The following is a 23,025-nucleotide window of genomic DNA, read 5'->3' on the forward strand; positions in this document are numbered from 1 at the left end:
CTTATTGAGCGTTGTACAAAATGACCGCGGCAGTCGCCAGCAGATTCAGTAGGGTCAACGGCAGGCAAACTTTCCAGCCGAATGACATCACTTGGTCATAACGTGGGCGCGGCAAGGAGGCACGGATCAGAATGAACATCACCATGAAGAAAGCCGTTTTCAGCGCAAACCAGATAAATGGCGGCAGGAACGGACCTTGCCACCCCCCGAAGAACAAGGTGACTATCAATGCAGAGACGGTCACGATGCCGATGTATTCACCGACAAAGAACAAACCGAATTTCATGCCGGAATATTCAATGTGGTAACCATCGGCCAGTTCTTGCTCAGCTTCTGGCTGGTCAAAGGGATGACGGTGACAAACAGCAACACCCGCAATGGCGAAGGTTAAGAAGCCAAAGAACTGCGGGATGACATTCCAGACGTGTTCCTGAGCGTTAACAATATCTTGCATGTTAAACGAGCCAGCCTGTGCCACTACGCCCATCAAAGATAAGCCGAGGAACACTTCATAGCTCAGGGTTTGCGCAGATGCACGCATCGCCCCTAACAGAGAGTATTTGTTATTACTGGACCAACCGGCGAACAGCACGGCGTAAACCGCCAGCCCCGCCATCATCAAGAAGAACAAAATGCCGATGTTGAGGTCCGCAACCATCCAAGTCGGGCTGACTGGGACAATGGCGAAAGAGAGCAGCAGCGAAGTAAACGCAATGACCGGCGCTAAGGTAAAGATGGCGCGGTCAGAAAACTTCGGTACCCAGTCTTCTTTGAAAAACATTTTGATCATGTCAGCGACCAGCTGCAATGACCCACCCCAACCGACACGGTTAGGTCCGTAACGGTTCTGGAACAGGCCCAGCAGGCGGCGCTCACCGAAGCTCATAAATGCGCCACAGGTCACGACCACCAACAGAATCACCACCGCTTTCAGGACAGAGATTAAAATCTCAATCAATTCAGGGGTAAACCAGCTCATAGTCCTGCCTCCCGCAGATTCTCAACGCGCGCACCCACCAGAATCGGTGGAATCCCCGGTAAGCCAAGCGGCAAGCCGACCTGACCCTGAGCCAAGGTGTCACTCAAACGCACGGGCAGACGCAATGTCTGACCGGCACAGTTGAACTCCACCAGCGTACCGAGGTTAACCCCTAACTGCGCCGCATCGGCTGGGTTGACCATCACATAAGGTTCTGGCATCCGCTGTTGAATCACGTCTGAACGTTGGGACATTTCTTCGCTACCAAACAGATGGTAGTAAGGGGCAATCTGCCAGCTATCAGCGTTCGCGCTAAAGGCAGTTGGCACGGAATCAAAGTAACCGAGCGTTCCCTCCCCTGCTTCAATCAGACGCACACCCGGATCGCCGAAGCGTAACTTGCCACCCACTTCCGCTTGGAATTTGTTCCACGCTTGCGGTGAGTTCCAGCCCGGTGCCCACGCAAATGGGATCTGCTGGCGATCGGCTAGTGGGCTGTTGTTCCCTTCCATCGAGAAGGCAAACGGCGTGTCGATATCTTGCGGTTGACGCGGTTCATGCACACTGATGTTCGCGCGCATGGCAGTACGGCCACTGTAGCGAATAGGTGAACGCGCCAGCTTCTGACCACGAATACGGAAAGTCGCATCCGGTGCCGCATCAACAATGCCTTCCAACTGTGGCAATGCGGTGACACAGGCTTGAATCACGTGATCCAGTTGGGTCCAGTCCACATGGCGGCTGGTATAGGTTGAATGCAGGGAGTGCAACCAACGCCAGCTTTCCAGCATGATGCTGTGGGTTTCCGGTTTTTTCGGATCGTCGTAGTAGGTTGGATCATAAACTTGGAAGAAGCGCTGAGCACGGCCTTCCTGATTCACCAGCGTACCATCGCTTTCAGCGAAGCTCGCCGCAGACAGGATCAAGCTTGCTTTATCCATAATCGCGGTGCGTTGATGATCCACGACAATCAGGTTAGCGACTTTCGTCAGCGCGGTATCAATCTGGTCTTTCGCGCCATGGCGATACAGGTCATTTTCCATCACGATGGCGGTATCGGCTTCACCGCTGGACAACTGTGCCAACGCTTGATCCAGTGAACCACCACCAATCATGGTCAGACCCATGCTGTTGGCGGCACTGGCCACAAAGGTGATGCCGACATCAGAACCACGGCCTTTCAGCGCTTTCGCAACGTTAGCGGCGGCTTCAATCAGGGCATCGCTGCCGGCACTGCTACCGGTAATGATCAGCGGTTTTTTCGCACCGGCCAAGGCTTGTACGATGATATCCACTTTGCCTTTCAGCTCTTTCGCCAAATCATCAACCGCTGGCGCAGACTCATCTAGCGCGTGGGCGATAGCGAAACCTAAACGAGCTTGATCGTCAACAGGCGCGCGATAGTTCCAAGCGGCGATATCATCCATACGGGTGTTATCCACGTTGGTGATAAACAGCGGATGCTTCGCATGCTGGCCAATGTTCATGATGGCGGCAATCTGCCAGTCAGCCACTTTTTGTGCTGCGGCCATTTCGCGCGCTTTGCCTTTCACCGCCTGACGAACAGACAGTGCAATACGTGCGCCAGTTTGGGTTAAATCTTCCCCCAGAATCAGCACCGCATCATAACTTTCAATTTCGCGTAGCGCAGGCGTGTAAATGCCGCCTTCACGTAGCACTTTAAGCATCAGTTGCAGGCGTTGTTGCTCGCTAGCAGCGATGCCGGTATAGAAGTTATCAGCACCCACCAACTCACGCAGCGCAAAGTTACTTTCTAAACTGGCGCGTGGTGAACCGATACCGATAGTCTTCTTCGCTTGACGCAGAATGTCCGCCGCACCTTGCATCGCTTGTTCAGCATTAAGCTGAATCCAGTCATTACCACGCAATTGTTGTGGCTGACGTGGGCGATCTTTGCGGTTGACGTAACCATAACCAAAACGACCACGGTCACACATGAAGTAGTGGTTCACACTGCCGTTATAGCGGTTTTCAATACGGCGCAATTCACCATAGCGTTCGCCTGGGCTGGTGTTACAACCCACGCTGCACTGCTGGCAGATACTTGGCGCGAATTGCATATCCCATTTACGGTTGTAACGCTCGGAGTGCGTTTTATCTGTGAATACGCCGGTTGGACACACTTCAACGAGGTTGCCGGAGAACTCGCTTTCCAGCGTGCCGCTCTCAGTACGACCAAAGTAGACGTTATCGTGCGCACCGTAGACACCTAAGTCGGTGCCATCAGCATAATCTTTGTAGTAACGCACGCAACGATAACAGGCGATACAGCGGTTCATTTCATGAGAGATGAACGGGCCGAGATCCTGATTTTGGTGTGTACGTTTACTGAAGCGGTAACGGCGGAAACTGTGTCCGGTCATCACTGTCATATCTTGCAGGTGACAGTTCCCCCCTTCCTCACAGACCGGGCAATCGTGCGGGTGGTTGGTCATCAACCATTCAACCACACTTTCACGGAACGCTTTGGCTTCACCGTCATCAATGGAAATAAAGGTTCCATCAGTGGCCGGGGTCATACAGGACATGACCAAACGCCCACGAGTATCATCAGCGTTTTGGTATTGCTTTACCGCACATTGGCGGCAAGCGCCGACGCTTCCCAGCGCCGGATGCCAGCAAAAGTAAGGAATATCGAGTCCCAGGGAGAGACAAGCTTCTAACAGGTTGTCGGCCCCGTTTACGTCGTATTCTTTGCCGTCTACATGAATCGTAGCCATATCAGCATGCTTCCAAGTGGCTTGCGTTAGAACCGATTCAAAGTCTGTCTCGATGACCCTGAAACGGTACGTTCACAAGCGTTAATCAAAAATTCTGGCCCCTGCTGAAACCAGCAAGGGCGTCAATGCTGCTACCAGCGCGCTTTTAAGAGGTTTGGCTGAATACCGGCTATGGTTCGGGTGTTACCATAGTCCTTCGTTGCGATCCCGGCTTCGAATTCTTCCCGGAAATATTTGATCGCACTTTGTAGTGGTTCAACCGCGCCCGGCGCGTGAGCACAGAAGGTTTTGCCCGGCCCTAAGAAGCGGCACAGCTGTTCCAACGTCTCAATGTCACCCGGCTGACCTTCGCCACGCTCCAATGCACGCAGGATCTTCACGCTCCATGGCAAACCATCGCGGCAAGGCGTACACCAGCCACAAGATTCACGGGCAAAGAACTCTTCTAGATTGCGGACCAGTGGCACCATGCCAATTTCGTGGTCTACCGCCATCGCTAACGCAGTCCCTAAACGGCTGCCTGCTTTGGCAATGTTCTCGAAGTCCATCGGCAAATCCAAATGATCAGCGGTCAGGAAGTCAGTCCCTGCACCACCGGGTTGCCAAGCTTTGAACTTCAAACCATCGCGCATGCCACCGGCGTAATCTTCCAGAATTTCACGGGCAGTGATACCAAATGGCAATTCCCACAGGCCAGGGTTTTTCACCCGCCCAGAGAAGCCCATCAGTTTGGTGCCTGCGTCGTTACTCTTACCAGCAGTGATCCCCTGATACCAATCCACGCCATGCTCAAGGATGGCTGGCACGTTACACAGCGTCTCAACGTTATTTACGCACGTTGGTTTACCCCAAACACCCGAAGAGGCAGGGAAAGGTGGCTTAGAACGCGGGTTGGCGCGGCGACCTTCCAGTGAGTTAATCAGTGCGGTTTCTTCACCGCAGATATAACGACCTGCACCGGTATGGACGATCAGTTCAAAATCAAAACCGCTGCCCATGATATTTTTGCCCAGCAAACCGGCTTCGGTTGCCTCGGCAATTGCACGGCGCAAGTTAGCGGCGGCTTCGATATATTCGCCACGCAAGAAGATGTAGCCACGGTAGGCTTTCAGCGCAAAAGCACTGATCAGCATCCCTTCCACCAACAGATGGGGTAATTGCTCCATCAGCAGGCGGTCTTTATAGGTGCCCGGCTCCATCTCATCGGCGTTACACAGCAGATAGCGGATGTTCATGCTTTCGTCTTTAGGCATCAGGCTCCACTTCAAACCGGTGGAGAAACCTGCGCCGCCACGGCCTTTCAAACCCGCGTCTTTGACTAAGTTCACAACATCAGGCGGTGCCATGCCTTTTAACGCTTTTTCAGCGCCCAAATAACCGGTTTTACTGCGATATTCATCCAGCCACACCGGCTGTTTGTCATCACGCAAGCGCCAAGTTAGCGGGTGCATTTCCGGTGTCCGAGTCACCTCTTTAATAAAACCTGAGTTAGCTGTCATGGATATTGCTCCAGTAACTTTTCGATATCTTCAGGTTTCAGGTGGCTATGGGTATCGTCGTCAATCATCATGGTTGGACCACGATCACAGTTACCCAAGCAGCATGTTGGCAGCAGCGTAAAGCGGCCATCAAAGGTGGTTTGGCCGGGCTGAATACTGAGTTTTTTCGAAATTGCCGCCTGAATGCCTTGGTAACCGGTGATGTGGCAGACCACGCTGTCACAGTAACGGATCACATGACGCCCAACCGGTTGACGGAAGATTTGGCTGTAGAATGTCGCCACCCCTTCCACATCACTGGCAGGGATACCCAACACTTCAGCGATAGCGTGAATCGCCCCATCCGGCACCCAACCGCGTTGCTTTTGCACAATTTTCAGTGCTTCAATCGACGCAGCGCGGGCATCTTCGTAATGGTGTTTTTCATGCTCGATGGCATCACGTTCTTCAGCGCTCAATTCGAAAACGTCAGTTGTGGTCGCCGGTTCAGCCGCATTGACTGCCAGGTCCACCACATTTTGGCTTTCTTTATGATCCTGAGTCTCTTTTTGATCACTCATAATTAGCGGTCCACATCAGACATAACAAAATCGATACTGCCCAGATAGACAATCAAGTCAGACACCAGGCTGCCACGGATAACCGCGGGGATCTGCTGCAAATGCGCATAGCTTGGTGTACGAATCCGGGTGCGATAGCTCATGGTGCTGGCGTCACTGGTCAAATAGTAACTGTTGATCCCTTTCGTCGCTTCAACCATCTGGAATGATTCATTAGCTGGCATCACCGGACCCCATGACACTTGCAGGAAGTGGGTGATCAGCGTTTCGATATGTTGAAGCGTACGTTCTTTTGGTGGCGGTGTTGTCAGTGGGTGGTCTGCCTTGAATGGCCCTTCTGGCATGTTTTTGTAACATTGCTCCAGAATGCGCAGGCTTTGACGCAACTCTTCCACTTTCAACATCACGCGATCATAGCAGTCGCCGTTATTGCCGATTGGCACTTCAAAATCAAAGTTTTCATAACCGGAATACGGACGCCATTTACGCACGTCAAACTCAACACCGGTCGCACGTAAGCCTGCACCGGTCACGCCCCACTCCAACGCTTCTTTGGAATTATAGGCGGCAACGCCCACAGAACGTCCTTTAAGGATGCTGTTCTGCAACGCCGCTTTGACGTAGGAATCGAGCCGTTTTGGCATCCAGTCGAGGAAGTCACGCAGCAAACGATCCCAACCACGTGGTAAGTCATGTGCCACACCACCGATACGGAACCAAGCCGGATGCATACGGAAACCGGTGATGGCTTCAACCAGATCGTACACTTTCTGACGGTCAGTAAAGGCGAAGAACACCGGCGTCATTGCGCCGACGTCTTGGATAAAAGTACTGATGTACAGTAGATGGCTGTTGATGCGGAATAATTCGGACAACATGACGCGAATAGTATCGACTCGCGCAGGCACTTTAATACCGGCCAATTTTTCAACGGCAAGTACATAAGGCATTTCGTTGACGCAACCGCCGAGGTATTCGATACGGTCGGTGTACGGAATGTAGCTGTGCCAAGATTGGCGCTCGCCCATTTTTTCCGCACCACGATGGTGATAACCCACATCCGGTACACAATCGACAATTTCTTCGCCATCAAGCTGCAAGACGATACGGAACGCACCATGTGAAGAGGGGTGGTTCGGACCGAGGTTAAGGAACATAAAGTCCTCATTTTCAGTCCCGCGTCTCATGCCCCAATCTTCAGGTTTGAAGGTCAGTGATTCCATTTCCAGATCTTCTTTCTGCTTGGTCAGCACAAAGGGATCGAACTCCGTCGCTCTCGCTGGGTAATCTTTACGCAGCGGGTGGCCTTCCCAGCTCTGCGGCATCATGATGCGCGTTAGATGAGGATGGCCCTCGAACTTGATACCGAACATCTCCCAAGTTTCCCGCTCATACCAGTTAGCATTGGGAAAAATCTTGGTGGCTGTGGGCACATGTAAGTCTTTTTCAGACAGCGCCACTTTCAGCATGATGTCGCGGTTGCGTTCGATGGAAATCAGATGGTAGAAAACAGAAAAATCCGCCTCAGGAAGACCTTGGCGGTGAGTACGGAGGCGTTCATCCATCCCATGCAAATCAAATAGCATGACATAGGGCTTCGGCTGTTTTCTTAAGAAGGACATTATTTCCAGCAATTGTTCACGCTTCACCCATACCACGGGCATACCGGTACGGGTTGCTTGAACAACAAAGGCCTCAGGCCCAAAACGGTTCGACAACTCACCGATCACCGGATCATCAAGATGATCACGAGTCTGCCAGGCTGGCAAGGTGTTGTCGGACGTCGTTAAATCGGTCATTATTTATTCACCACACTGTTTTTGCACCACACTGAATGTGTCATCTTGTGGTCATTTGCCGCACACATGTTCTGGATAAAAACGTTCCCATCCAAGAACAAATCACTTACGCACCAAAATCTAACACCGAAGGTCAGCGTTAGATTTCGTCAGGTGTACGCAAGTTAGTTACTGCAATACGTTCAGCATGCTTACGTTCTCTTTCTGGCTGCATATTGGCGCGATAGACACCTTGATCACCGACAACCCAAGAAAGAGGACGACGCTCTTTACCAATAGATTCCTGTAACAACAACAGTGCTTGCATATACGCTTCTGGGCGCGGTGGGCAGCCAGGAATATACACATCAACTGGCAGGAATTTATCCACGCCTTGCACTACGGAATAGATATCGTACATGCCACCTGAGTTAGCACAGGCACCCATGGAGATAACCCATTTAGGTTCGAGCATTTGTTCGTACAGACGCTGAATGACGGGGGCCATTTTGGTGAAGCATGTCCCAGCGACGACCATAAAATCAGCCTGACGCGGGGAAGCACGCAACACTTCTGCACCGAAACGAGCAACGTCATGCACGGCGGTGAACGAGGTCACCATTTCGACATAACAACAAGAAAGGCCGAAGTTATACGGCCAAAGAGAGTTCTTACGCCCCCAGTTCACCATGTCATGCATGGCGTTCTCAAGTTTACCCATGTAAACACTGCGGTGGACATGTTGCTCGAGAGGATCGCCGCTGACGGTTTCCTGAGTTTGCAGGGGGTAACGGTCGTTCTCACCGTTAGGGTCTATGCGGGTGAGCGTATAGTCCATGTTAATGCCTCACTGTATTTATTGGCGACTATCTTGCGGATGACTGCTGGCGTATTTGACTATGCTCGGTTTGCTGACACGACGATTCGAGCGTGCAGGCGTCCAATCCAGCGCACCGATGCGCACCAGATAAACCAAACCAGCCAAAAGGACCAAAATGAAAATGGTTGCTTCGATAAAGCCTATCCAGCCACTCTCACGAATTGAGATTGACCACGCGTATAGATACAGGGCTTCAACATCGAAAATAACGAAAAACATGGCGACCAGATAAAACTTAGCGGATAAACGCATACGCGCCGATCCTACCGAGTCTATACCTGACTCATAAGGGACGTTTTTTGCGCGGGCCCGAGCTCTCCCACCCAGGAAGAACGCGCCTAGTAGCATCAGACCGCACAGTCCGATAGCGCCGATCAAGAATACAGCGAACGCCCAATGATGAGCGATAATTTCAGTGGTTGTTGACATACGCATTGCTTACTCATCAAAAGTGGTGTCGAACATCCTGCTCTTGTCTTGGCAGTTAGCGCACCACATCGATTCAAAGGGAAGGATAAAAACCACACAAAACACACTGTCTTTACAGCTGTTTAGCCAGTGTTTTACTGTGGGCTTTTTACTCCTTTCAGTAACCTTTTGTCAACTTTGACAAAAGTAACAACAGATTAATTTACAAATGCACGATCTTACTTAACATTTGGTGCTGACGCTTAAGCTAAATCGAGTCAGTCATTTGTTAAATCAGAACATACACATATAAACCAACTCGCATAGTTCACATTAACTATACCATTGTCTCAGGAATATCCGGTTCTTCCACTCACTAGCTAGGGGTATTTTTTTGATCCAGAACACGTTTTGAGTGTTATTTAATAAATATCCGACAAGAAAAGTTGCACTTTATTATTAAATATTAATGAAACAGCGTTTTAATAAAAATAATAGCATATTAAATGAGAATGAATATTAATCGTATTTAATTCTATTTAATGTTTTATCTTTGCTGCTTTTAAATAATGTCCAATCTAATAAAACGACCTTTTGAGCATGAAATTAACGTGAAGATGTAATAAAAATATTTTCATCAATAGTTAGAAATAAAAAAGCCCCCAAAAATTAGGGGCTTATGATATTTCGTTTACGTAAGATGATTAATCTATGTCGCTCGCTAAATAATCTGAATCTAAAACTAGGTTCGCACCCGATTGTAAATCAAGTTGATGGCCTGACTGCATGGCATCGAAAATGGCTAATGCCAATTCATTGTCACACAGACTGCTTTTACAGAGTGTGTACTGTGTTTCAGGCAGGCGAGGTAGCCCTTCCGTTTCACCGAGTACACGTAAATCAGGACTCATCATCTCAATCGGTCTAGCTGTCACACCTAGCCCTGCCCTAACTGCCGCTCGAATGGCAGAAAGCGAAGAGGCAACATAGGCGATACGCCATGCGATACCGGCTCTAGTGAGATTTTCTATTGCCATATCACGGAAAGGACTTGGTTCGTCCATCACCACGAGAGGTACTGATTCGCCGGGTAAGAATTGATAGTCGGCAGAGCAATACCAAAGCGTCGGGGATGTTCTCAAAATAACATGAGGATGATTATCAACCTTGGCCGTCGTAATAGCCAAATTAGCTTCACCACTACTCAGCATATCAGCGATGAGTGGGCTACGTTTCACCCGCACATCGATTGCCAGCCGAGGGTATAGTGTCGCCACCCTGTTCAACAAGAAAGGTAACAATGTATCGGCGGTATCATCAGATGCCCCAATAACGAGTGACCCTTCTACATTGCTGTACATTAGAGAAGTACAAGCCTCATCATTAAAACGTAATATTTTTCTGGCATAGCCAAGTAACTGGAGACCATGTTCAGTCAGTAATTTGTTACGCCCATGACGGGCAAATAACTCCTTACCAACTAACTGTTCTAACCGTTGCATTTGTTGGCTAACAGCTGACTGAGTTCGACAAACCGCTGCAGCAGCAGAGGCGAAAGTATTCAAGTCAGCAACAGCTACAAAGGTTCTAAGCAGATCGAGGTCGAGATTAATTATCGGACGATTTGCATTTGTCATAGTGTATTCTTCACTTTTTTGAATTCTAATTACAAACTACCCTGGTGTTTAAGTATTAGCGCTATCAATAAGGGACAACGCTAAGTATGACAGTACCCCACTCATTAGAGTAGGGCAAAAAATTTACTTATATTTCGTTACCGCTATCTCTTTTTATAAAAAACTTTTGACTGAATGACGCTGCTGTTTGTGAATAGCGTCATTAAAAACAGTTAAATCTTCGATTTATGAAGATTTTTTTGCTTTAGTAACGCCACATTTTAGGCCTGATTATACGCCACGCGATCTCATTTAAATTAAGGAATCAGGAACGACGACTTGAGAAAACATCAATTTATTTGGATGAAGACTAGTAATCTAGTTCAGTAAATTCAAGCACTAACACTTTATATACATTAATAACCCAAAAAATATCATTAATAATATTTAATAGTTTTCCTATTTACAATTTCACCCTAAACCGCCCCCTCACTGTTTGTATGATGATATAAACTGTTGAATTAATATTTTCATATTTAAACCCAAGCCTCACAGAGAGGGTTTAGCATCATTACAGCAATGCTTTTCCTCAAATAAAAATGTCTTAACCTTGTGATCGCTCTTTTTTTGTTAATGATTGTGTTTGTCCGGGTCTTGTAGGGCAAAACTTCAGATAAACTCATCAAACTACATTCAGGTAAAGACTTGTCGTGAAAACTCTGCCCCCAATGTTTCATTGCTTCCAACGCGCCACCATTTGAAATAAAACCCAGCATTCGTACTAAAGATGTGCGTAGATCTTCAAAAAGCAGCGCCGTCGGAGTACATTGATGACCTTGCAGTGTTCCACGCTGAGGACACGCTTTTACCAGTAAAAGGCTCAATTTTTTATGTCCCCTATTGAGAAATCCAACAAACTGGACAACGTTTGTTACGACATTCGCGGCCCAGTGCTCAAAGAAGCTAAGCGTCTTGAAGAGGAAGGTAATAAGGTTCTGAAACTGAATATCGGCAACCCAGCCCCGTTTGGTTTCGATGCACCGGATGAAATTCTGGTGGATGTGATCCGTAATTTGCCAACAGCACAAGGCTATTGCGATTCCAAAGGCCTCTTTTCGGCGCGCAAAGCCATTATGCAGCACTATCAGGCACGGGATATGCGTGACCTGACTGTCGAGGATATCTACATTGGGAACGGTGTCTCTGAGTTGATAGTGCAATCCATGCAGGCATTGCTGAATATTGGCGATGAAATGCTGGTGCCAGCACCAGATTACCCGTTATGGACAGCAGCGGTTTCGCTTTCAAGCGGTAAAGCTGTGCATTATATGTGTGATGAAGAGTCAGGTTGGTTCCCTGATTTGGATGATATTCGCAGTAAAATTACCCCGCGTACTCGTGGAATTGTAATCATCAACCCGAACAACCCAACCGGTGCGGTATATAGCAAAGAGTTGTTGTTAGAGATTGTTGAGATCGCGCGTCAGAATGACCTGATTATCTTTGCCGATGAGATTTACGATAAGATTTTATATGACGAAGCTCAGCATCATTCTATCGCCGCATTAGCACCAGATTTACTGACCGTCACTTTTAATGGTCTGTCCAAGACTTACCGTGTCGCCGGTTTCCGTCAGGGCTGGATGGTCCTTAATGGGCCGAAAAAACACGCCAAAGGTTATATCGAAGGTTTGGAAATGTTGGCATCGATGCGTTTGTGCGCCAACGTGCCTATGCAGCATGCTATTCAAACGGCATTGGGCGGCTACCAGAGCATCAGTGAGTTTATCCAACCGGGCGGGCGTTTGTACGAGCAACGCGATCGCGCTTGGGAGTTAATTAACCAAATTCCCGGTGTTTCCTGCGTGAAACCTCAGGGTGCTTTGTATATGTTCCCGCGCATTGATCAGAAGCGCTTTAATCTGCACGACGATCAGAAAATGGTGTTGGACTTGTTGTTACAGGAAAAAGTGTTGTTGGTCCAAGGCAGCGCCTTTAACTGGCCGTACCCAGATCATGTGCGGATTGTGACGTTACCTCGCGTGGATGAGTTGGAGATGGCAGTGAGGAAGCTGGGGCGATTTTTGGAGACGTATCGGCAGTAAGGGTTGCATCTACTTGATTAGTGGTTTGGTGAACTGTTTGGTTTAGTGATAGGTTCGGTTGACATGAGTTAGGCGTTCACTTTGGCTCTGATGACTCAACCGCCAATGGGGTCACAAGCGCGTGACCCCCTTGGAGCCCCCGCGCTAGCGCACGCATCGCTTGTCCACTGCGTGGATTCCCTCACTCATCGTTTCGGCTGACGGACGGCTTTATTCGCATCCCTGCTCATGGCGCCTAAAGCGGGCGTCCTGCCCGTTTTCCTTGCCTTCTCTCTTCATTCGGCAGCTCAAATGTGCTTTTAAACTTCAAGGTCAACACCATGACTTTTAGGTCTTGGGTCTTGGGTCTTGGGTCTTGGGTCTTGGGTCTTTTGACCTTGAGCGCAATCAGAAAAATTGCCGACAAAGATTGCAGGCCGAATGAGCCGCATGGACGCGGCGAAAGGGGCTGTCGAGCTGGGAGCGAGTCAGCGCCGGTTCGATAAGCCGGCATGCTGTAGGAGGGAATGGCGAAGCCACAATATTTCGCGCAAGCCGCTGGTGCAGGAGGGCCGGCCTGCCCTCCTGCTCGGTTGAGGCTGCGAGGTTCAGGTAAACACCGAACGACTATCAACCGAAACTAGATCCAGTCCTCAACCGAAACCAGATCCGATCAACTGAAACCCAATCTGATAAACTACCCCCTATTGCCTGCCCCGAAAGAACAAAAGAGAGAAAATCATGAGTCATTTCTTCGCCCACCTATCCCGCCTGAAACTCATCAACCGCTGGCCGCTAATGCGCAATGTCCGCACTGAAAATGTTTCTGAGCACAGCTTGCAGGTGGCATTTGTCGCGCATGCACTAGCTATCATTAAAAACCGTAAATTTAATGGCAATCTCAACGCCGATCGCATCGCATTGTTGGCGATGTATCACGATGCTAGCGAAGTGATTACCGGTGACCTACCGACTCCAATCAAGTATTACAATCCGCAGATTGCCCATGAATATAAAAAAATAGAAAAAGTGGCACAGCAGAAGCTGATCGAAATGCTGCCAAAAGAGTTACAGCATGATTTTCGGTGCCTGTTGGATGAGCATTATTATAGCGAGGAAGAAAAAGCGTTGGTTAAACAAGCCGATGCACTGTGTGCTTACCTCAAATGTCTAGAAGAGCTATCCGCAGGGAATAACGAGTTCATTCAAGCTAAAGTGCGATTAGAGAAAACCCTCGCCCTGCGCCAAAGCCCTGAGATGGATTACTTTATGGAAGTCTTCGTGCCAAGTTTTAGCCTGTCACTCGATGAGATCAGCCTCGATTCTCTAGACTGATGATTCTCTAAATTGATCAGTCATCCATCATTTGGGGTGTTAGGGTTGGATCGCAAAACACGTCTGAGCTGGCCCTATTCATCCGCGATAAAGGGGCCAGCTCAGCTAAGGCCCCTGTGACGCCAAGGGCTGAGGATAATCAAAACGGGAACAACACTGGCACGACCATCACACTCACGACCATCACCAGCAACGTAAACGGCACCCCGATGCGGATAAAATCACCAAATTTGTAGCCACCAGGGCCTAAAACTAAGGTATTAACCGGTGATGAAACGGGCGTCATAAACGCGGCCGATGCCGCAATACCAATGATCATCGCGAACGGATACGGGGAAAGTGCCATTTCGCGGGCAGCGGCAATCGCAATAGGGGCCATCAGTACAGCTGTTGCCGTATTAGAGATGAACAGGCCAATCGTGGCACAGAGCACAAATAAGCACAGCAACATCACGCGCGGCCCCATTCCACCGGCCACATCCATTAAGCCCCGTACAATCAAATCTACCCCGCCGGTTTTTTGTAATGCCTGTGCAAAAGGCATCATCCCGATAATCAAAATCAAACTCGGCCAATGAATTGAGCGATAAGCACTCTCCATATCAATGCACCGGAATTGCCCCATTAACAAACAGGCCACCAGCGCGGCAATCACATTCGGCACCTCATCCGTCAGCATCATAGCGACCATCAGTGCCAGACAGAATAGTGCATGAGGCGCTTGAGAAATGGCCGGTGCCACTTCATCCACTTCGGCGGGGAGATTAAGAACGATAAAATCACGGGTCTTTTGCTGCAATTGACGGATCAATTTCCAGTCACCAATCACCAGCAAGATATCGCCAAACTGTAACTTTTCATCAACGAGCTTACCTTCCAGCACCTTACCGTTACGCCGCATACCCACGACATTCAGCCCATAACGCGTTCGGAAGGTCACCTCACGAATACTTTTGCCTAATAAAGCAGAGTCAGGAATAAGCGAAACTTCCGCCATCCCAACGTTGCGGGCCTGTTCTGAGAAATATTCACCGCGTAGCACCAACGGCTCTAACATTTGCTCGGTACAAAACTCGCGTAAATCGATATCACAGTCGGACATGTCAATCAGCAGCACATCGTTTTCATGCAGCTCCGAAGAACTGGTGGCGCTGACCATCACTCGCCGAAATCGCTTCCAACGCTCGATCCCCACCACATTCGCACCATAGCGGGCGCGCAGGTGCAGCTCATCAAGTGAACGGCCAATAAGCGGAGAATTATTACGGATAGCCAGACGGCGAGCGCGTCCGGTCAGTTTATAATCACGGATCAGATCACGGAAGGTGCGACGTTTCCATTGTTCCTTTTCTGAGTGTTCTTGCTTGCCCCCCAACCAGCGGCGGACAACTAACATATAACCCACGCCCATCAGTAAAATGATAATACCGATGGGGGTAACACCGAAGAAGCCAAACCCTTTGATGCCTTCACGCAATAATTCACTGTTGACGACCATGTTAGGTGGCGTCGCTACCAACGTCATCATGCCACTTATCAGACCCGCAAAACTCAGGGGCATCATTAATCGACCGGGGGAGATTTTCATCCGGTTGGCCACACTCAGGACCACCGGAATAAATATTGCCACGACACCGGTGGAACTCATAAACGCACCAAGGCCCGCGACGGTCACCATCAATAGCGCCAGCATTTTTATTTCACTGTGACCGGCCACTTTCACTAGCCAGTCGCCGACCTGATAAGCAACGCCAGTCCTCACTAAGCCTTCACCGATGACGAACAACGCCGCGATCAATATCACGTTGGGGTCGCTGAATCCGCTAGTTGCTTCGCCGAGGGTCAAAGTGCCACTCATCACAAAGGCGATGATCACCAACAAAGCCACAACATCCATTCGCAATTTATTGGTGGTAAACAACACAATAGCGATCAGAAGTAGTGTCAACACCCACAGTAATTCGCTGTTCAAAATAGCCTCGTTGGCAAAAAGTGAAAGGAAATATCCGGTTTTAGCAGTAAAGCATTAAACTCATCGGCGACCGCTGTCCGAGATCAATAATGACTGTAAATTTATGCGGTTACCATCCTATGACTGCATTAATTGTCTATTTTTTGAAAAAAAGTTCGCTGATGATGTGATGAAGTACTCGCCAATAAAAAAAGCTTCACTGAATTATTTGGATATTCAACGACATTTAAGCGGCTGACTATACTGATAATATTGAATTATGAGCGGCCAACAGGAACAGTAAATGGGCAATATCACAGACTATCCGATTATTCTTTTTCTGCTTTCATTCGCTGTATTGTCAGGTTCTGCCCATGTTGGTCAGGCTTTTTTTCGACGAGGCAGGGATTTGGAGGATAATGTCCGTGAAAATTTTAATGTCATTCAAGGGGCGACCTTAACATTACTGGGTTTGATTATTGGCTTCAGTTTTTCAATGGCTATCAATCGTTACGACTTGCGTAAAAACTATGAAGAGGCGGAGGCCAATGCTATTGGGACTGAATATCTACGTGCTGATTTTCTACCGACCAGTTCAGCAAACGCGACCAAAGCACTGCTAGTCAATTACCTTGATCAACGGATCCTGTTTTATACCACCAGAGATGCCATCCAATTGACGGCCGTGAATAACCAGACTAACCAGATTGAAAATGCCCTGTGGGCAGAATTGCTGCTGCCGGTAAACCAACGCCCAGACCCCATCCGGGCATTAGTGGTTTCGGGGATGAATGATGTTTTGAATTCAGCAGGTTATACCCAGGCGGCATGGTGGAACAGGATCCCGTTGGCTGCTTGGGCATTGATGTCAATTATTGCGGTGTGTAGCTGTGCGCTAGTGGGTTATGGTTCCAAGCAGGGTAAAAATGGCAAGATAATGAACTTGATATTACCGTTAGTGATTTCATTCTCTTTTATGCTCGTCGCCGATATTGATAGCCCACGAGGTGGGATTATTCGGGTCAAACCACAAAACCTTCACAGTCTGGAAGAGAGCCTGCCCCCTCTCCTCACGCAATCAATTTCTCATTAACAGGCAAAAGTTGTAGGGCGGGGAAATGTATCGAATGGATCGCACCGATCGGTGCAGTCAACCTGCCAATCACGGTGCAAGAAAGTCGGTTTGTCAGCCGTCTGAGAGCGCCATCAGGCGCTCTCGATAACCAGCTCAACCAATATGATTAGCCAATAAAGCGAACTACCGCACCATTCGCTGTCTTTTCAACAGTAATGTGCTCAAGTGAACTGAGAACCAAATCAACTTGATCAAGTTTTGGTGTATCTGCTGGCGCATTCACGGCAATCACTTTACAGCCTGCTGCCAACCCAGACAGAATCCCAGCTGGAGCATCTTCCACCACGATGCAATCCTCTGGTGCCAACCCTAAACGCTCAGCTCCTAGCAAATAAGCATCAGGCTTAGGTTTCCCATGCTTGACCAGTTCAGCCGTGACAAAAACTTTAGGCTCTGGCAAATGACCCGCAGCACGGCGCGCTGAGGCAACAGGCACAGAACCCGAAGTCACAATCGCCCAAGGAATAGACAAATTGTTCAGCCGTTCCAACAGCGCAACCGCCCCCGGCAAATCTCTTATACCGTCGGTGTCATTCGCTTCAACGTGTTCTAATGCGAGAAATTCTGCTTCAATTTCTGACTCGCTAGCGCCCGGCATGAAATGGCGAAGAGAGGTAATGGCTTGTTTTCCATGGATGAAATCCAGTACTTCCGATGGATTGATACCGCGTTTGTTTGCCCAACCAATCCAAGCTCGCTCAACAACAGGTAATGAATCGACCAGCGTCCCATCCAAATCAAAAAGAAAACCTTTACACTCCACAAGCACATCCTCGTCAGTCAATCATTTATTGAGTAAATCAACACATTGAAAAGCAATTCGCAATGAATTAAGAGCACTGAAATAAGTCGCCATTAAGCAAACCATGACTCAACCCATCGCGAATAACCTTATCGTTTCAGCTTGCCAAATCAGGCATTGATAATTTGCGAAATCTCAACCGCACTCAGATGGTATTGGCGCGGGCACGATTGCCAAATAACCAACATGCGTTGGTATTTATCCCACATTGGCGTTTGGGAATTAAAGCCATGTGTACCAGAGTCAAAATGGGTATAGCGCCCTTCGGTATTCACCATAAAACGCACATAACTCAGATAGCGAGATTCTGTCGCGGCATCAAAACCGAGGAATGCAATCCGGCGCTCATCTAAATCTTGTTTGTCTTTCAGGTTCCCCCAAGAGACTTGCAGCGCGTGATGCATCTCCATGATATTAATGATGGTACGGCAAGTTTCTTCGCTCATCTCACCAAAATCGCGGTCCAGTTCACGCATCTGCAAACCAAAGCCGCGCTCGACGATAGTCTGTTGGCGGCGATAGCGCTCAGCGTTTTCTGGGTCCAGCATGGTCATCATCTTGTACTGATTCGAGAGAATCAAACGTTGGGCGTTAGTCATATCCATCATTAAACTCCTAAGACATAAATAATGCGGAAATCATCGCACACAGGCTTAGCCCATACTTTGATTTGACAGGGGATTTAGCGCAGCTATTCCTTTATGGCTAAAGATCATCAAGAAACGTTTTATCCAACTGTTTGAATGCACGTTTCAGCAAATCCGCCAACGATTGATAAGTCGGGGTTTGTTCAACAGGGGCAACAGCCTGCCCTGCTTCAGCTAACTTGTTACGCACTTCATGGAACCATTGCAATAAAGTCGGCGGCAACGGCGTAATCGCACGTTTACCTAACCACCATAATCCCTGCAGGGGTAAACCACAGGCGAACAGTGCTGTGGCAATGGCGGGGCCCAATTGCCCACCGAGCGCTATCTGCCATGTCAACGTAAAGATGGCCAGCGGCGGCATAAAGCGAATGCCGAAACGTGTCGCGGTTGCCACGCGATTTTCTGGGAATACTGGGGCCAGGCGTTTGTCAGCAGGCCAAGTCTTCATATAGTGCTGACCGCGCTGGAGTACCTGAAACCAACCGTGGGTATCAGAAGGTTTTGTTGTCATGGCTCACCTCAACTTCACAAGCAAAAATTAAAATTTTCTTTGTAACGAACAAACTAAAAATTAGTCTGTTAAATATATTTTGTTTTTAAGCGACGCTATCGGTATCCTAGCTCGGCCTTTTGGCCGGTAGAATATGACCATAAATATGTCAATTTTTAGCGGTAAATAAATCAATTTTGTTAAATCGCTCCCGTTTTTGACCACCAGGATTTAACGTTTGCGCTTAACGTTTAAAACGCGATTTATTCGTCATCATGCTTTTTTGCTATCGCATGATGTTAATCATTAATGTCGACACCAATTTGCGCTACGCTTTTGGACAGATTGACGTTTTATTAACCACGTGTTTTTCACTGTTTGATGCCAAATCATTTTTCGCAAAAAACAACTGCCGGACACGATTCTAAATAGGTACTTCCATGTCGAGTAAGCTAGTACTGGTTCTTAACTGCGGTAGCTCTTCCTTAAAATTTGCTATCATCGACGCGACCAACGGTGAAGAACACCTCTCTGGTTTAGCCGAATGCTTCCATCTGCCTGAAGCCCGCATCAAATGGAAAATTGATGGTGGCAAACAGGAAGCAGCATTGGGTGCTGGTGCAGCACACAGCGAAGCACTGAATTTCATTGTTAATACTATTCTGGCACAAAAACCAGAGCTTTCTGCTCAACTGACTGCAATCGGTCACCGTATTGTACATGGCGGCGAGAAATTCACTGCATCAGCTATCGTTACCGACGAAGTTATTCAGGGTATCAAAGATTCCATCCCGTTTGCACCACTGCATAACCCTGCTCACCTGATCGGTATCGCTGAAGCATTGAAATCCTTCCCGAATCTGGCGGATAAAAATGTGGCCGTTTTCGACACTGCTTTCCATCAGACAATGCCGGAAGAATCTTATCTCTACGCCCTGCCGTACAGCTTATATAAAGATCACGGTATCCGTCGTTATGGCGCACACGGCACCAGCCACTTCTATGTGAGCCAAGAAGCCGCTAAAACCCTGAACAAACCAATGGATGAACTGAACGTTATCACCTGCCATTTGGGCAACGGTGGTTCAGTCACTGCGGTACGTAACGGCAAATGTGTTGATACCTCTATGGGTCTGACGCCGCTGGAAGGTCTGGTAATGGGTACCCGTAGTGGTGATATCGACCCAGCTATCATCTTCCATCTGCATGATTCAATGGGGATGAGCGTTGATCAAATCAACAAGCTGCTGACCAAAGAATCAGGTCTGCTGGGCTTGACTGAAGTCACCAGTGACTGCCGTTATGTCGAAGATAACTACGAAACCAAAGCCGATGCACGCCGTGCCATGGATGTCTTCTGCCACCGTTTGGCAAAATACATCGGTGCTTATACTGCATTGATGGATGGCCGTCTGGATGCCGTTATCTTCACCGGTGGTATCGGTGAGAACGCTGCAATGGTACGTGAACTGACGTTGGACAAACTGGGCCTGTTGGGCTTTGAAATTGACCACGAACGTAACTTGGCAGCGCGCTTTGGTAAATCAGGCACCATCACTAAAGATGGCAGCCGTCTGGCGTTAGTGATCCCAACGAACGAAGAGTTGGTTATCGCACAAGACGCAGCGCGTCTAACTGCGTAAACAGTATTTATTTACCTAAAGTAAATTTATATCCAAAGTAAATTTATATCTAAAGTAATTGGCGTTACAGGTAGGCAACTGGCGGATAAACCCCGATGAGCTTATCGTTAAATGTCGTTGTTCTACCGTTAAGGTCGTGCGACGACAGGTGAGCGATTCGGGTGAACGAACGCTGTTAATGACCCAGTAACGTCAAGGGCGAAGAATATACCTTAAAGAGGTTTAGCCGTGTCCCGTACAATAATGTTGATCCCTACCGGCACCAGCGTTGGTTTAACTAGCGTCAGCTTGGGTGTCATCCGCTCCATGGAACAAAAAGGTGTACGCCTAAGCGTATTTAAGCCAATCGCACAGCCACGTGCTGGCGGCGATGCACCTGACCAAACCACCACCATTATCCGCGCAAACTCCAGCATCACAGCTGCTGAGCCACTGAACATGGGTTACGTGGAAACCTTGCTGAGTTCTAACCAGCAAGACGTGTTGATGGAAGAAATCGTTGCTCGCTATCACGAAAACACCAAAGACGCTGAAGTGGTGCTGGTTGAAGGTTTAGTCCCAACGCGCAAACATCAGTTTGCCAATGCGCTGAACTATGAAATCGCTAAAACCCTGAACGCAGAAATCGTGTTTGTGATTGCATTGGGTAATGATTCACCTGACCAACTGAAAGAGCGTATCGAACTGGCTCGCTCTAGCTTCGGTGGCAGCAAAAACAAAAACATCACCGGCGTTATCATTAACAAGCTGAACGCGCCAGTTGATGATCAAGGCCGTACCCGCCCTGACCTGTCTGAAATCTTTGATGATTCCACCAAGGCCAGCGTGGCGAATATCGATCCGAAACAGCTGTTTGCCAATAGTCCGCTGCCTGTTCTAGGTTGTGTGCCATGGAGCTTCGAGCTGATTGCAACTCGTGCTATCGATATGGCGAAGCACTTGAATGCTCGCATTATTAACGAAGGTGATATCAACACTCGCCGCGTGAAATCTGTGACATTCTGCGCCCGCAGTATCCCACATATGCTGGAACACTTCCGTCCAGGCTCTCTGTTGGTGACTTCAGCAGACCGCCCTGACGTATTGGTTTCTGCCTGTTTGGCCGCCATGAATGGCGTTGAGATTGGTGCCATCCTGCTGACTGGCGGTTATGACATTGATGACCGTATCAACAGCCTGTGTGCTCGTGCCTTCCAAACTGGCCTGCCCGTCTTTATGGTTGATACCAACACTTGGCAGACTTCCCTGAGCTTGCAAAGCTTCAATCTGGAAGTCCCAGCCGATGACCATGAGCGTGTTGAGAAGCTGCAAAACTACGTTGCTAGCCATATCAGCAGCGAGTGGATTGACTCTCTGAGTGCCACATCTGAGCGTTCACGTCGCCTGTCTCCACCAGCATTCCGTTATGAGCTGACCGAGTTAGCACGTAAAGCCGGTAAGCGCATTGTCCTGCCAGAAGGTGACGAGCCACGTACTGTTAAAGCAGCGTCTATCTGCGCTGAACGCGGTATTGCGACTTGTGTGCTGTTGGGTAACCCAGAAGAGATCCAACGTGTGGCTGCTGCTCAAGGTGTTGAGTTAGGCGCAGGCGTTGAAATCATCGATCCGGTTGCTGTGCGTGAACAATATGTTCCACGTTTGGTTGAGCTGCGTAAGAGCAAAGGCATGACCGAAGTGGTGGCGCGCGAACAGCTGGAAGATAACGTGGTTCTCGGTACTTTGATGCTGGAGAAAGGCGAAGTTGACGGCCTGGTTTCCGGTGCCGTTCATACCACCGCAAACACGATCCGCCCACCGTTACAGTTGATCAAAACCGCACCGGGCAGTTCATTGGTGTCGTCTGTGTTCTTCATGCTGCTGCCTGACCAAGTGCTGGTTTACGGTGACTGCGCGATCAACCCAGACCCAACGGCCGAGCAACTGTCTGAGATTGCGATTCAGTCCGCTGATTCTGCAGCAGCATTCGGTATTGAGCCGCGTGTAGCAATGATCTCTTACTCGACCGGTAATTCCGGCGCGGGTAGCGATGTTGAGAAAGTGCGTGAAGCGACTCGTCTGGCACAGGAAAAACGCCCAGATCTTATCATCGATGGTCCGTTGCAGTATGACGCGGCAATCATGGCAGATGTGGCTCAATCCAAAGCGCCAAACTCACCAGTGGCAGGTAAAGCGACTGTGTTCATCTTCCCTGACTTGAACACCGGTAACACCACCTATAAAGCGGTACAACGTTCTGCTGACCTGATTTCTATCGGGCCAATGCTGCAAGGCATGCGTAAGCCAGTTAACGACTTGTCCCGTGGCGCATTGGTTGACGATATCGTCTATACCGTGGCACTGACAGCGATTCAATCAGCTCAGGCTGACGCTTCTTAATCGACAGATTGAGAGGTTAAAACATCAACGCCAGCTCAGTGCTGGCGTTTTTATTTGTGCTAAGACTTGATCCATCGAGCGCACTAACAAAAAAACCG

Annotated in this window: 17 protein-coding genes; 5 read left to right on the forward strand and 12 right to left on the reverse strand. The window is 48.8% G+C overall.

Going from position 1 to position 23,025, the window contains the following annotated elements; translation table 11 throughout:
* Nucleotide 1: 1 nt before the first annotated feature.
* The 8 genes from nuoH to rovM form a co-directional block, all read right to left on the reverse strand.
* Entirely contained in the window at nt 2-979 is a 978-nt protein-coding gene (nuoH, locus tag DA391_RS15300; protein ID WP_050081318.1) for an NADH-quinone oxidoreductase subunit NuoH, read from the reverse strand.
* Nucleotides 976-3,720 (reverse strand): NADH-quinone oxidoreductase subunit NuoG, encoded by a 2,745-nt coding sequence (nuoG, locus tag DA391_RS15305; protein ID WP_050287320.1) that lies wholly within the window; start codon nt 3,718-3,720, stop codon nt 976-978. The genes nuoH and nuoG overlap by 4 nt, the downstream gene beginning before the upstream one ends.
* A gap of 131 nt (nt 3,721-3,851) precedes the next feature.
* Entirely contained in the window at nt 3,852-5,219 is a 1,368-nt protein-coding gene (gene nuoF, locus DA391_RS15310; RefSeq protein WP_019209325.1) for an NADH-quinone oxidoreductase subunit NuoF, read from the reverse strand.
* Complete coding sequence (nuoE, locus tag DA391_RS15315) at nt 5,216-5,779, reverse strand: NADH-quinone oxidoreductase subunit NuoE (protein WP_049605610.1); 564 nt, start codon at nt 5,777-5,779, stop codon at nt 5,216-5,218. The genes nuoF and nuoE overlap by 4 nt, the downstream gene beginning before the upstream one ends.
* A gap of 2 nt (nt 5,780-5,781) precedes the next feature.
* Complete coding sequence (gene nuoC, locus DA391_RS15320; protein ID WP_050081316.1) at nt 5,782-7,578, reverse strand: NADH-quinone oxidoreductase subunit C/D; 1,797 nt, start codon at nt 7,576-7,578, stop codon at nt 5,782-5,784.
* A 139-nt stretch (nt 7,579-7,717) separates the two neighbouring features.
* Entirely contained in the window at nt 7,718-8,395 is a 678-nt protein-coding gene (locus DA391_RS15325) for a NuoB/complex I 20 kDa subunit family protein (protein WP_002210278.1), read from the reverse strand.
* Between the two features lie 18 nt (nt 8,396-8,413).
* On the reverse strand, nt 8,414-8,872 hold the full coding sequence (gene nuoA / locus DA391_RS15330; protein ID WP_019209322.1) for an NADH-quinone oxidoreductase subunit NuoA: 459 nt from the start codon (nt 8,870-8,872) through the stop codon (nt 8,414-8,416).
* A gap of 677 nt (nt 8,873-9,549) precedes the next feature.
* Complete coding sequence (rovM, locus tag DA391_RS15335; protein WP_050081315.1) at nt 9,550-10,482, reverse strand: virulence transcriptional regulator RovM; 933 nt, start codon at nt 10,480-10,482, stop codon at nt 9,550-9,552.
* An 869-nt stretch (nt 10,483-11,351) separates the two neighbouring features.
* Here rovM and DA391_RS15340 point away from each other — a divergent pair.
* Complete coding sequence (locus DA391_RS15340) at nt 11,352-12,566, forward strand: pyridoxal phosphate-dependent aminotransferase (RefSeq protein WP_019209320.1); 1,215 nt, start codon at nt 11,352-11,354, stop codon at nt 12,564-12,566.
* Nucleotides 12,567-13,286: 720 nt separating this feature from the next.
* Nucleotides 13,287-13,880, forward strand: a complete 594-nt coding sequence (gene yfbR, locus DA391_RS15350) for a 5'-deoxynucleotidase (RefSeq protein ID WP_049611283.1) — start codon at nt 13,287-13,289, stop codon at nt 13,878-13,880.
* A gap of 139 nt (nt 13,881-14,019) precedes the next feature.
* Here yfbR and DA391_RS15355 read toward each other — a convergent pair whose 3' ends face one another.
* The gene (locus tag DA391_RS15355; protein ID WP_050082535.1) at nt 14,020-15,852 is read right to left on the reverse strand and encodes an SLC13 family permease; all 1,833 of its coding nucleotides are present in this window, start codon (nt 15,850-15,852) and stop codon (nt 14,020-14,022) included.
* Between the two features lie 283 nt (nt 15,853-16,135).
* Here DA391_RS15355 and DA391_RS15360 point away from each other — a divergent pair, with 283 nt between their 5' ends.
* Nucleotides 16,136-16,924, forward strand: a complete 789-nt coding sequence (locus DA391_RS15360; protein ID WP_050874801.1) for a hypothetical protein — start codon at nt 16,136-16,138, stop codon at nt 16,922-16,924.
* A 148-nt stretch (nt 16,925-17,072) separates the two neighbouring features.
* On the opposite strand, the gene DA391_RS15365 is transcribed toward DA391_RS15360, so the two are convergent.
* The 3 genes from DA391_RS15365 to yfbV form a co-directional block, all read right to left on the reverse strand.
* Nucleotides 17,073-17,729: a sugar phosphatase gene (locus DA391_RS15365; protein WP_050082532.1), complete on the reverse strand. Its 657-nt coding sequence runs from the start codon at nt 17,727-17,729 to the stop codon at nt 17,073-17,075.
* A gap of 149 nt (nt 17,730-17,878) precedes the next feature.
* On the reverse strand, nt 17,879-18,373 hold the full coding sequence (locus DA391_RS15370) for a YfbU family protein (protein WP_019209315.1): 495 nt from the start codon (nt 18,371-18,373) through the stop codon (nt 17,879-17,881).
* A gap of 100 nt (nt 18,374-18,473) precedes the next feature.
* Nucleotides 18,474-18,929, reverse strand: coding sequence for a terminus macrodomain insulation protein YfbV (gene yfbV, locus DA391_RS15375; protein ID WP_050082528.1), 456 nt, complete (start codon nt 18,927-18,929; stop codon nt 18,474-18,476).
* A gap of 419 nt (nt 18,930-19,348) precedes the next feature.
* Here yfbV and ackA point away from each other — a divergent pair, with 419 nt between their 5' ends.
* A complete protein-coding gene (ackA, locus tag DA391_RS15380; RefSeq protein ID WP_050286547.1) occupies nt 19,349-20,551 on the forward strand; it encodes an acetate kinase in 1,203 nt (400 codons plus the stop codon).
* A 243-nt stretch (nt 20,552-20,794) separates the two neighbouring features.
* Entirely contained in the window at nt 20,795-22,927 is a 2,133-nt protein-coding gene (pta, locus tag DA391_RS15385; protein ID WP_172986942.1) for a phosphate acetyltransferase, read from the forward strand.
* Nucleotides 22,928-23,025 lie beyond the last annotated feature (98 nt).

The organism is Yersinia massiliensis, assembly GCF_003048255.1.
GTDB classification, from domain to species: Bacteria; Pseudomonadota; Gammaproteobacteria; order Enterobacterales; family Enterobacteriaceae; genus Yersinia; species Yersinia massiliensis_A.